We start from the raw sequence: 12,998 nt of genomic DNA on the forward strand, positions 1-12,998 counted from the left end.
GTTCACCAAACTTACTTTGTTCTGTTAACTTGAACAACTTATGCCCGCAAAAGAAAAAGTACGCTGTGCCTGGTGCCTGAAATTTGACCAATACATTGAATACCATGATACCGAATGGGGCGTTCCGGTTCACGATGACCGAACACATTTTGAATTTTTGATCCTGGAGGGGGCGCAGGCAGGACTAAGCTGGTCCACCATTTTAAAAAAGCGCGAGGGGTATCGAAAAGCTTTCGCTGATTTTGACCCTGAAAAGGTTGCCCGCTTTACTGAAAAGAGATTGGAAAAAATCCTGCTTGACCCCGGCATTGTCCGAAACCGATTAAAGGTTTATGCAGCTGTCAATAATGCTAAACGTTTCCTGGAGGTTCAGAAAGAATTCGGAAGTTTTAGCAACTACATCTGGCGTTTTGTAGATGAAAAACCGATTATTAATAAATGGAAGTCCTTAAGGCAAGTACCGGCCACAACCAAAGAATCGGATGCGTTGAGTAAAGATTTACTTAAGCGAGGATTTAAGTTTGTGGGCAGCACGGTAATGTATGCACACATGCAGGCCTGCGGATTGGTGAACGATCACCTGGTGGATTGCTGGCGGTATACCTTGGTAAATCGTTAGTCGTTGTTGGTTGCGTGATAAAACGAAACAACCAACAACGATCAACTAACAACTAACAACTACTTTCTTGGAAACAATTCATCGCGATTGGCAGCAAGCCATGCAAAGGCTGCAGTCATTACCGCGTTGTGCTTTAAATCATCTTCAATGGCTTTATCGTACAAATCCATGCTGGTGTGGTGCGTGCGGGTACTGTACTCAATCGGGTCCTGAATAAACTGGAAACCCGGCAAGCCAATGCCATCAAACGACAAGTGATCCGTGCCGCCTGTATTGCGAGGTGTTAACGTGGCGGCTCCCAATTTCTCAAATGGCCTGAGCCACTCGCGGAATACTTCCCGTGCCTTTTCATTGCCTTGCATATATACGCCCCTGTATTTGCCGGTACCGTTGTCCATGTTAAAGTAAACGGAGAACTTTTCTGCACCAGGTTTATACGTAATGGTTTCACCCTCACGAACACCGTACACGCGCTTTACATAATTGCGTGAACCAATAAGCCCTTGCTCTTCACCGCCCCACAAACCAATGCGAATAGTCCTGCGTGGGTTAATGCCCAGTGCCTTGATAATCCGCATGGCCTCCATCATTACGGCTGACCCTGCTGCGTTGTCGGTAGTACCGGTTCCGCTGTGCCATGAGTCGAGATGGGCACCGATCATAACCACTTCATCTTTTAAATCAGTACCTTGAATTTCAGCAATCACATTAAAGCCCTTTTCGTTTGGTGTAAACTCTGTTTCTAATGTTAATTCCATTTTTACCGGCAGGCCACTCTGAATCTGGCGCACCATGCGATTATAATGCTCCGCAGCTACTACAACTTGCGGAAGGATTTTTGGTGCATTGGGATGGCGCGATGAAAGCCTGTCGGCAAAAGCAGTTTCAGCCGGGTATGGAACCGTGGCCGCGGCAACCGTTACGGTACCGTCTTCCAACCGAGAGTTGGGGCTTGCTTCCAAAATGGCAATGGCACCTTCCTTAGCACACAAATCCCACTTCATGTAAGCCAGGCGCTGGGGCTCCGTTGGTGCAGTAAACCTTCTTCCGGTAAAAGCTTCGGTTGCACCTGAGTTGGCCAACTGCAGTAAGTCCTTATCATCCAACCGTCTTGCATCAGGTTCAAAGCCGGGTTTCACGGGTGTTGGTAAACTGAACAACACAATTTTCCCTTTCAGTTTGCCTTTGTATTTCTCCAGGTCTTCTTCCTTCTTAATATCCAGGTAAACAACCTCGGCCTGAAGGGTGCCTTTAATACCGGGACTCCATGCTTTGGGAAAAGCGATTACCGGAAAATATACCGGGGCAGTAGCATGCAAACTGAATTTCTTCAACTGCCAACCGCGTCCAAAATCTTCGTCCCAAACATCAAAATGAACATTTTGTAAGCCCCACGCCTCCATGGTTTTTTTGGCGTAGTCAGCTGCTTTTTTATAACCCGGTGAATTGGTGAGGCGTGGGCCATGTACATCAGTAAGCATGCCAAGTATGCCCATAACCTGTGAATTCTCAAAGCCTTCCCTTTTTATGCGCGACACCATAGTGGTGTCTACTTTTTCCTGCGCATAGGCGGTTGAGGTAATCAGTGCAATAAGGATTGAATGCAGTAAAATCTTCATAGTGTTTGACTGGTTATTTTGGTTGGGCTTAAAAATAAAAAACCTCTTTTCGAAAGAGGTTACCGAATATGGAAAAGAACACCTCAGGGCCATTGGCATAATGGCCCTGAGGCAAGGTGTTTAATTGCCCTTTTTCTTCTTTAAAAGGTTTTGGATGGTCTTTATTCCTTCTTCGGCAACTTTCTGTTTAGGGTCTTCAGTAGTTTTTGTGCTGTCAGTTTTGGTTGAATCGCCAGAAGGTTTTTTCAATAAACCTGATACCAGTTCGGTTGCTTTCTTCTCTGCCTCCTGCTTTACTGCCGTGGTTACAGCTTCCTGAACCTGTTGTTTCTGCTCGGTCATGAGTAATTTAGGCTGTGGCGAAAGGAAGGTACCGCCCAGGCCTATGTTCAGTGGTACCATGGCGTTCGGGTCATTCTTGCCTCCGGTATACTGGCTCACAAAGCTATTGAACTGTGTACCCAATTTTCCGGCCGGCACATCCATTTTAAGGCTATAGTCTATTGTTCCGTCAATGCTTGTGCTTCCAGCAACCGATGTGGCATACTGTCCAAACCTCACGTTGAATGGTTTCACGCTCAGCTTGCCATCTCTAATCGATGCCGACATCAGCACATCACGCAACGTAACCTCATTGGTGTCGTCAAGTTTTGTTAACGATGTTATTCCTGAAATTAAACTTGACTCCTTAAGGGCAGCCTGGGCTACTTTTACAAGGCCATCGCCATTTAGAGTTTTTAAATTCGGCATCATGTCTTGTAGCAACTCACCGCTGATTTTAAAATCTGTAGAGAAATTCCCGGACATCAGGCCTGCCATAGGGGCATAAGCTTTTACCAATGAAAAGCCCGCGGCTGCCTGGGCAATGGCCATATTTTCAATCTTCAATCCAAAATCATATTTAGGGTGGGCGATGTCTTTCGTGTTGTAAGCACCATTTACTGTAAATGCACCGCCTAATAAATTAAACGATAACCCACTCAGGTTTGCCACCCCATCGCGAACGATAATATCGCCTTTTGCATAGGTGATGTTAAAGTCCATCATTTTTACAGTGGTAATGCTCGACTTCAGCACAAAGTCAATGTTCTCCGGAACCGGAACAACACCATAACTTTCTGTCGATCCAGTCGTTTCTTCACCCGAATCAACCATAAATTCATTCAGGTCGAGCAAGGTGGAATTAAAGTTCATGGTACCCCTTAGTAATTCATTTTTACCAAACAGGTACCCGATATAATTTGAAACAGAACCGCTTACCGCAAAATCACTTTTACCAATCGTTCCGTTGAGTTTGCTAAGTTCAATTTTACGCGGGTCGAAATTCATATCTGCCTGCGAAAGGGTAACGCTGTACGGCAGATCCTTGGCAGAATATTTAAAGTCTTTCAATGATGCGTTCCCGCTGGTAGGTAACTTATCATAACGCTCAGCCTCCAGGTCCGACATTTTACCTTTAGTTTGCAGATCGGCCTTTACTTTGCCGGCAAGGGTCATTCCTTCCACCGGGAATATTTTGGTCATTTTTTCAAGATCAATGCCACCATTGGCTTTAAGGTCCCAGGTATAGTCTTCCAGGTTTTGGAGTAATAAATCGGCTGTGAACTTCTCGCTATCCATGGTCATGGAAAAATCCTTAACGGCAATAAATGTTTCGGCCATTTTACCTGAAGTGTTCTTTACGCTGGAGTGGAATTTTAAATCCTGCAGGGGCAACGGAAACTCGGAAGACTTAACATAGCCATTGGCTAACGACATTACAGCATCAATGGCCGGTATTGTCTTTTTCAGGCTGTCGTAAACGCCTTTGGCCGTCAGGTCAATGGCGTAGGAGCCACGCAATTCCACACCCTCTACCGGGAACATCTTAGTAAGTTCGCCCAGGTTGAGGCGGGCCTTCAAATGCGCATCCACCTGGGTAGGATACAGTTTGCTGATCAGCGCGCGGGCATCAAACGGATTGGTGCCAAAATCCATGTGAAAATTCTTGATATCAATAACTGTGTGGTCGATAATGCCATCCGGATTATCTACCAACATATTCAGGTTAATGTTATTGACAGGTGTGGGTAAATCGGGATATTGAAACATGGCATCGTGCACATTCAGGTTTACCTGAAAGGCCGGCATTTGTGTGTCGCTGTAAGTACCCTTTACAAAGCCCGAAAATTTCAATTCACCATCTGTCTTAATGTTTATAAAACTTTCGGAATACATGCCGGGCACCAGCGATAACAAGCTCTTAAAAGTATTTTCGGGGCTGCTGAACGAAATGTCCATACCATAGTCGGCCTCATTCATTTTAAACCAACCGTCAAAGCTCAGGGCAAAATCATTAACCCAGGCTTGATTTTCCTTAAAGGTATATTTTGTATAATCTTCGCTTATGGAAATAATTGCATCAATCATAGCCCGCTTGTTGGAGATGTACTCCACGCCATCATAGGCAACCGTTAGTGTATCGGCTGTTGTCTTGGTTTTCAGGTCAAAAACATCTTGGGTAAAATCACCACTTCCGCTATGGTTAACACTTTTCAAGGTAAGTTTAAAGGGCAAGGAGCGGTCGTCATAAACAATATCGCCATCAATAATTTGCCAATGGTCTATCCCAAACGAAAATTGCGTTGGCTCACTACTTTCCTCAACCGCTTCATCTGAAGGTATGGCGATATCGTAGTTTGCCCGGCCATCTTCCAGTACGAGCACATTGATAAGGGGTTGTACTAATGTTAGGCCCTTGATCCTGAGTTGGTCGCCAAATAGTACATCCTTCAGGTTTACCTCAACACGCAAAGCATCAGCGGCAAATAAATACTCGCCAGCAAAAGGTTCTCGGTTAAAAACACCAAAGTCGCGCATCTCGGCAGTAAGGTTTGGAAAGTTGCTGAAAAGACTAAGGCTGAATTTGTTTACATCAAAAACAACATCGGCATTAAGCGACTTGGCCAACTCTTTATCAATGGCGGCTTTGATTCTATCCTTGAAAACCACAGGTAATATAAAGGCAGCGGCTACCAATACAATGAGTAGTACACCAAGGGCGAGGAGGATTTTCTTTATCATACGAAGCGTTAGTTTAACTGTTTAATAACACCGAAAGGAAGGTCAAAATTACAAAAACGGTAATTTTTTTACGGTTAATTAAAAGAAGCCGGATGCCGCTGACCGTTAAATAAATTTTAAAAGCCAATCCATTAACTTCTTCACAGCCCTTGAGGAATACGGTGGGTAAAAAAGTTGAAAAGAAGTAAATCCCCGTTGTTGCCTCAGCACTGGTTTTTCGTTCGAAAAAGCCATAAAGCCGTAATAACCATGTGATTTACCTATTCCACTATTATTCACCCCGCCAAACGGCAGGTTGCGGTGAAGGAAATGCACGGCACAATCGTTTATGCACGCCCCACCCGATGAGGTTTGCGATAATATCTTGTTTTGCTCGGTTTTATTTGAGCCAAAAACGTAAAGTGCCAGTGGCTTGGGTTTCTGATTGATGAGGGTTATAACCTCATCAAGTTTCGAGAAGCTGTTAACCGGCAAAAGCGGGCCGAAAATTTCCTCCTGCAACACACGTGCACCTTCCGGCACATTTGTAAGTATGGTTGGATGAATAAAATTTTCTTCAGCTGTTGTTTGCCCCCCAAAAGCCAGGCGTGCTCCTTTATCAAGGGCATCGGTGAGAATACTGTTCAACCGTTCAAAATGCTTTGCATTAACAATGCGCGCATAGTGGGGTGAGTCTTCAATACTTTTTACGTTCTTTCCAAACAACTGTCCAATCTGCTCTTTCAGTTGCTCTATAAATTCGACTTTAATGGATTCATGAACAAGTACGTAATCAGGGGCAATACAGGTTTGACCATTGTTAACAAATTTCGATACAGCTATACGCTTGGCGGCATCGCGGCAATTGGCCGATGCGGTAACAATAGCCGGTGACTTACCGCCCAATTCTAATGTAACCGATGCCAAATGCTCCGCTGCGGCTTTCATTACGATCTTTCCAACAGCCGGGCTGCCGGTAAAAAAAATATGGTCGAATGGGAGTTTTAGCAGATGCTGCGAGACTTCAATTCCGCCTTCACATACGGTTACCACTTCTTCATCAAATACCGCATCGCACAATTTTTTTATCAATGCTGAAGTGTTCGGTGTCATTTCCGAGGGTTTTATCACTACGCAATTTCCTGCCGCTAAAGCCGATACAAGCGGACCAATGCATAGGTTAAAAGGGTAATTCCACGGTGCCATTATCAAACATATCCCTTTCGGTTCAACGCGTACCTCCGAACGGGTGCCCAACATGGTTAACGGGGCATCAATTTTCTTTGGTTTTGACCACCGGTGGAGGTTAACCAATGCGTTCGATAGCTCATCGATTACCGGGAAAATTTCCGTTGCCTCCACCTCCATGGCAGGCTTGCGAAAGTCATCGTAAAGCGCCTGCTGAATTGTGGGCTTGTGTGTCAAAACCCACTTTCTAAGCAATTCCAGTCTTTTTTTTCTGGCGGAAATGGGCTCGTTACGCAAGCGGATGCTGTGATTTTTTTGCTTTTCAAAAAGCCCGTTAATCCAATCAGAAACTACTTTTTCTTCAATCGTTGAAATCATAAGAAGAAAGTAAGTCAAATTCTGGCATCCAACGAAATGTTAAGTTTATGTTACGCACCGTTGACTTGTATTATTAATATGTTAATTTTGATAACATTCACTTAACATTAAAGTAACATTGAGGGCTGGTCTTACTATTTTGATGCTTTTTTACGGCTTAGTTGAGGCCGGAGCCAGCAGGCTAGAGCCACAGCCAACCAGGCATACGGATGCCCTTTATCCATACCTGGCCACAACCCAAGCCTCAGTTGACCAAAAGGTATGGACTGGGTTTGTAGAAAAACTTTCAAGAAAGCAATCAATCAGCAAGTCTGAAACGCAGTTTTTACGGGTGTTATTCAATCAAACACACAAAAAGTTTCTGAAGCGTTATGCCGCTAACACCACATTTGCTTCACTGTTTGATAGCGGGACATTTAACTGTCTAACCGGCACCATTCTTTACTCCATACTGCTCAATCACTTTCAAATTGAACACGAAGTAATAGAAACCAATTATCACATCTTTATCGTGGCCCAAACACAAGAAGGGAAAATATTAATGGAAGTAACAGACCCACTTACTGGTTTTGTAACATCATCTGATAAGATTGAAGCGCGAATTGCCCAGTATCGTCAACAAGGCGTTCAACCACTTAACCCGGCACTTTCATACTATGATTATTCTTTCGAATTGTACAATGAAGTATCTCAGCATGAACTTATCGGATTGCTCTACTACAACCTTGCAGTTGAGTCGTTCAACCAGGCTAACTGGCAACAGGCTGTGAATTATCTTGGACAGGCTATTGAACGCTATGCCTCTCCACGTATCGAAGAATTTTCAGAACTGCTCCTGCTTGCTGTTCATGAAAGTGACCTGAAAGATCAGGACAAGATTTTGTATAAAAAGAAGCTCCAAACCATTCGGTACAAAGCCATGTTTGTGATGGCCGGCCAGTGATGCTATCAGTCCTGCAAAATCCGTACTTCCACCCTTCTGTTCAGGCGATGCCCTTCCGGGGTACTGTCGCGCGAAAGTGGCATGGTGCCACCAAACGCTTTAAGTTTAATACGGTTTTTATTAATGCCTTTTGATATGAGGTAATCGCGCACGGCATCCACACGTTGTTGGGATAGTTTCATATTTTTCGCAGGATCGCCCAGGTAGTCGGTGTGGCCCTCCAACTGTATTACCATGGTTTTGTGTTCATTCATCATGCCCACTAACAAATCCAATTCAGCGTACGAGTCAGGGTCGATTCTAGCCTTGGCTACTTCAAATATCAGGTTATCCAAACGCATCACATGTCCAACTACATGCTTTTTATTGGGATTGCCCGTAGTGTGGTGAAGTTCAATATCGCGGACCAGTTTTTTATTGCCATCGGCTTCTGCCGGATCGAGCATATACTTTACCGAGGCATAGCCAACCGCATCAACAGTAATGGAGTAACGTTCTCCGTCAAATAAAGGAAAGGAAAAAGAGCTGTTATTAATCACTCCCATCCGGTTTCCGAAGGGAAGGTTCTGGTACGTAATCCTGGCAACAATAGGTTCACGGGTATCGGCATTTATTATCCTCCCTTGCGCCACTACCAAACTATCGGCCTGGGCATAACCGGCAATAGAAAAAATACAAAACCCCAAAATGAATAAAGCCCTCATGCTTCGACTTATTAAAGTTTCACAATTTTAAACTCTACCCTTCTGTTCTTTCTACGGTTTTCCATGCTGGTGTTAGGAACCGTTGGCTGACTCTCACCGTAGAATTTAACATCAATCCTTCCCTGATCGATGCCCTTGTCCACCAAGTATTTTTGTACGGCCTTTGCCCTGCGTTCAGACAAACCCAGGTTGTAATTTTCTTCACCAATGTCGCAAGTATGGCCAGTGATAGAGACATTCATTCCGGCACGCTCTTTCATTAGGGTGACAATACGGTTTAATTCGGGGAACGATTCGGGTTTAAGAATGGCCTTATCGAAATCAAAGAAAATATTGTTCAATGTAATTTGGGCATTCTCATCAATGCGTGCCACTTGAATAGGTTGCAAGGTGAAGTCTTTATTGGCAATTACTACATCGCTGGTTATATTCCTTAAATCCAGGTTTTGGCTTTCTGATATATGGTCTTTAGCCTCTGCGCGAACACCATATAAGTGACCAGCCGGAAGTTTAATTTCATACTCGCCTGTCTCCGGGTTGGATTGGGCAATGCCCACATCGGTACCATCTGGTAAACGCTCGTAAATTATTTTTGCCCCGATAGGTTTACCGGTTTCTGCATCTACCAACTTTCCCTTCACCGTAACCCATGGTTCGGGGCTACGCAGAATGGGCAGTTTAACCCTGAAAATATCCATGTTGGTTTCGGTAACGCCACGCGAGTAATAAGCATAATCGCTGTTGTTCGGAATGTTGAAAAATAAATCTTCGAGGGGTGAGTTAATTTCAGGGCCAAGGTTCTCCGGATCAGACCAATTTGTCCAGGTATCATCCAATCGTTTGGATACATATATATCCGTTCCGCCATAGCCACTAAAACCGTTCGATGAAAAATATAAAGTAACATCATCGGCCGCCAGGAAGGGGGCAGACTCTTCACCTGCGGTATTGATAACACTGCCCAGGTTTAGGGGTTCCGTCCATACGCTATCGGGTTTCATAAACGATACATACAAATCGCGGTCGCCATTTGAATCTTCACGCTCAACAGACAAAATCATGGTTTGGCGATTGTTGGCCAAAAAGTAATTTGCCTTTTCATTGAAGTTATAATCGTTGGTAATGTTTAAGGCTTTAGGTTTTGTCCAGGAACCGCCCACATTTGTACTTACCGATACACCCGCCTGCATTTTACCATTGTCCAGGTATTTATTACCTAATAGCATCAATGCCGTGCGGCCATCGGGGGTCATGGAACTTATAGAGTTCACAAAATTCGGATAGGGATTGTTGAATTGCGGCCCCATGTTTTTAGCCAGTTGCCACTTGCCATCCTCACCTAACTCTGAATACCATATATCTTCTTTGTCGTTAACACCACCAATGTTTCCCGGGTGGTTTCTGCGGCTGAAGTATAGCGTCTTCCCATCAGGTGAAAGTATTGGATTCAATTCACTGTATTCACTGTTAACATTTTCATCCAACTGCTCAATAACTATACCGGAAGCCAGCAATGCGGGCTTGGGAATAAACGCAACAATAGGATAGTTAGAATCAGAAATGGCCACAGCATCAATGCCATAATAGTCAGGCACGGCAGCACCATCAAATTCCAATTTCACGGCCTTAACCTTATAGGAAGTTTTTTCAAAGAAAATATTCCGCATCATGGCCTTAATGGGAACAGCTCCCGGGTTTAAGGTTACCACCTCATACTCTTTTCCGGCTTCATCATAAAGTAATACCCGGCTTATGGCACTTGGGTTATGCGATTCGGCCACGGCTACCTGCTGGATGCTAAGGGGGGTATCAAATCCCAGCTTCAAAAATTCCTTTCGGTTTGGCTTATCCGGTGCCCATGCATTAGGATTTTGCCCCCCGGCCGGCAGCACATTTGGCTTTCCCAAAACCTGGTTGGCCGAATATTGAATAGGGGTAAGTTCGGATGAAAACTCGAGCACTTTGGATGCCCATTGAACGGTTTGCGCCAGCCCGCTAAAAACCGGAATTGTTAAAAGGAGCAGGAGGGGTATATATCTTCTCATGAAGCCAATTATAGGTTTAAATTGAAAGGCTAAACTTAGCGAAAAAATCAAAATCGACCGAAAATAATACATGCCAGCCGCTTGCCTTAGCTTACCCGCTTTCTCTGCTGCAAATAAGCAGATGCCCTTTTATTGGCTAATCTTCAAGGGTATGCTTATTAAACAACAAAAACCCTACATGGAATAATACCCCAAAGCGATTTTCTACATCGTCATAATAATTCGCGCTTAAACTTACAGGCCCAATGGGGGAGTGGTATACTATGCCGGCAGATCCTGCAAAGAAAAGGGTAGTTAAGGTTGTGTTCGTGTAGGCTTCCTGGTTTTGTCCCTGAAGGATGTATTCCAATGGCTTGAACAAGTATCCCTCAACACGGAGGTCCAATGTACGCGGGCGAACAACAATTACATTTCGGGCACCTAAAGCCAGGTAGTTGGTTGACCTGAAATTTTCGAGTATGAGTGTACGGCTATCCTGTATCGGGAAGAATGCCGGTGTGTTGATAATGGTGCCAAAATAATTTTGAAAAAAGGGCTGGTTAGAGAAAACCACATCGGCATAATACCCTGGCCTGAAAGACCCCCTGCTAAAATAATGCTCAGCTGTTGCCCTAACACGAAACCACTGTTGGTCCCTACTTGACACATTTTGGTTTAAGGATGTTGTACCGGGTGTGTACTTTTCATGTGCGTGAAAATAGTATGCACTTAACGTGTAGGCTTTGCCCAATGATGCGTATTGCTTTCTGTTCAGATCATTTACAGTTAACCGAAAGCCTGTTTTATATCCTATTAGATTAAGCACATCCAGTGTATCAAGGCTGTTGAATAATTTTGTATTGGAGTATTGATCCTTATTGGTAAACCCGCCAAACACAACGGTGGCTTTTATACTGTTGCCCAACGGCCAACCGGCCTGCATCATCAGTCTGCGGTCGAACCGCTTAGCTACGGTTGGTGTGGTCTTTTGCAGCAAATCGGTTCCTTCTACATAGTCCCATTCATTAAATACTGCTTCGGGTTGCAAATAAAACCTTCCGAGATATGGCAGGTCAATACGGGTATTGGCTACCAATGATTTGTAAAAGCTTCCTGTTTGAAAACCAAGATAAACATGGGTAAGGGCATTATTAAAGTAATAATAATTCAGCCCCAAATACATGTTACTGATGTTGCGCGATGCCATTACCCCACCAAAATCAACCTGAAAATTCTTTTGTGGTCGCCTGGTCAACTGTAACACATAATCGTTTTGTTCAACATTAAACTGTATAGTAGGAAACACGTTGCTGAAGTACGGCTCTGCTATCAATTTAAAATAACCCTCCTTTAATTCGGGCATACTTAGTGGCCGAACCTGATCTCGTTGTTGATTGAAAATCCTGCGGATATATTTTCGTTGTTGTGCGTTAAAGTTTTTAAAGGTTATAGATTCTGCCTGTACAGGAACTGAACGGGCATAAAAAGTTCTTCGCAGTTTTTGAATTTGATCAACCGATTGACGTCTTTCAATTTTTTGCTTGATCTCACCAATCTGCCGGAGCGTCTGTACAAACCCGCTATCAATCATGGCCCTGGCGTATGCAAAATCAAAGGAAGTATAAGGTTCAAGATTGGATTGGATGTAGACTCCGCTCTCCGGTATGGAGGCTGGGTCAGATTTATCCAACAACAAGTATAACAGCGACCTGCTAATCAGCTTTTCATCTTCCGTATATGGATATTCGTTGAACACCTTCGATGAAACATTTGAGCCAATGATTACGTCTGGCTCAAATTCCCGTTGGGCAACATCAACGGGAAAATTATTATACACGCCCCCATCAAATAAATATTTTCCATCTACCCGAATGGGTGTATAAAAAAAAGGAACTGTTTGTGTAGCCCGCAAGGCCTCGCTGAGTGCACCGCGCGAAAGGATAACCTGGTTTTGTGAAAATACATCGGCCGCCACCACCCTAAGGGGCACCAACAAACTATCAAAGTTATTTTTTGAAACTGACGATGCCCTGCTGAAAATCTCGGTTAATGCGTAATTCAGGGAAGCATCATTGGCCAGGCTTGGGTTGAATTGAAAAACTCCGGCCGAATCCAGCGAAAGGTTAAGGCGCAAAAAATCGGGACTTGGCTCGTGGCCGTAATAATGAAAGTTATATCCTTTCTCAGGCTGGCCGGTTACCCAACGTAAAAATTCTTCTGAAAGAACCATGGCCTCTATTTGCTGCGGACTAAAGCCGGCTGCGTAGGCACCACCAACAATGCCCCCCATTGAAGTGCCCACAATAAAATCAATCGGGATTTCATTTTCTTCCAATGCTTTAAGCACACCAATGTGGGCAATACCTTTTGCCCCACCTCCGCTTAGAACCAATGCAACCTTCTGTGCATAGAGGATAGATGTACTCAATAAAAAAAGTATGAGGGTAGTACTTCGCATCTTTTCGATAACGATAAGTTAGA

At 44.1% G+C, this 12,998-nt stretch carries 8 protein-coding genes; 2 read left to right on the forward strand and 6 right to left on the reverse strand.

The features are described 5' to 3' along the window. Positions 1 to 40: 40 nt before the first annotated feature. On the forward strand, positions 41 to 619 hold the full coding sequence (locus tag KIT51_00200) for a DNA-3-methyladenine glycosylase I (GenBank protein UYN86743.1): 579 nt from the start codon (positions 41 to 43) through the stop codon (positions 617 to 619). Between the two features lie 59 nt (positions 620 to 678). Here KIT51_00200 and KIT51_00205 read toward each other — a convergent pair whose 3' ends face one another. The 3 genes from KIT51_00205 to KIT51_00215 all read right to left on the reverse strand — a co-directional run bounded on the left by KIT51_00205 (position 679) and on the right by KIT51_00215 (position 6,846). Continuing rightward, positions 679 to 2,238 carry a M20/M25/M40 family metallo-hydrolase gene (locus tag KIT51_00205; GenBank protein ID UYN86744.1) on the reverse strand — a complete coding sequence of 520 codons (1,560 nt, stop codon included), beginning with the start codon at positions 2,236 to 2,238 and terminating at the stop codon, positions 679 to 681. Between the two features lie 120 nt (positions 2,239 to 2,358). Further along, on the reverse strand, positions 2,359 to 5,301 hold the full coding sequence (locus tag KIT51_00210) for an AsmA family protein (protein UYN86745.1): 2,943 nt from the start codon (positions 5,299 to 5,301) through the stop codon (positions 2,359 to 2,361). 105 nt (positions 5,302 to 5,406) lie between these two features. Continuing rightward, positions 5,407 to 6,846 (reverse strand): aldehyde dehydrogenase family protein, encoded by a 1,440-nt coding sequence (locus tag KIT51_00215; protein ID UYN86746.1) that lies wholly within the window; start codon positions 6,844 to 6,846, stop codon positions 5,407 to 5,409. Positions 6,847 to 6,985: 139 nt separating this feature from the next. Between KIT51_00215 and KIT51_00220 the strand changes: the two genes are divergently transcribed. Further along, positions 6,986 to 7,789 (forward strand): hypothetical protein, encoded by an 804-nt coding sequence (locus tag KIT51_00220; protein ID UYN86747.1) that lies wholly within the window; start codon positions 6,986 to 6,988, stop codon positions 7,787 to 7,789. Between the two features lie 5 nt (positions 7,790 to 7,794). On the opposite strand, the gene KIT51_00225 is transcribed toward KIT51_00220, so the two are convergent. The 3 genes from KIT51_00225 to KIT51_00235 all read right to left on the reverse strand — a co-directional run bounded on the left by KIT51_00225 (position 7,795) and on the right by KIT51_00235 (position 12,945). Next, complete coding sequence (locus KIT51_00225) at positions 7,795 to 8,493, reverse strand: OmpA family protein (protein UYN86748.1); 699 nt, start codon at positions 8,491 to 8,493, stop codon at positions 7,795 to 7,797. A gap of 11 nt (positions 8,494 to 8,504) precedes the next feature. Beyond that, positions 8,505 to 10,538: an OmpA family protein gene (locus tag KIT51_00230; protein ID UYN86749.1), complete on the reverse strand. Its 2,034-nt coding sequence runs from the start codon at positions 10,536 to 10,538 to the stop codon at positions 8,505 to 8,507. A 136-nt stretch (positions 10,539 to 10,674) separates the two neighbouring features. Further along, complete coding sequence (locus tag KIT51_00235) at positions 10,675 to 12,945, reverse strand: patatin-like phospholipase family protein (GenBank protein UYN86750.1); 2,271 nt, start codon at positions 12,943 to 12,945, stop codon at positions 10,675 to 10,677. Between the last annotated feature and the right edge of the window lie 53 nt (positions 12,946 to 12,998).

It is taken from the genome of Cyclobacteriaceae bacterium (assembly GCA_025808415.1).
Taxonomy (GTDB): Bacteria; Bacteroidota; Bacteroidia; order Cytophagales; family Cyclobacteriaceae; genus UBA2336.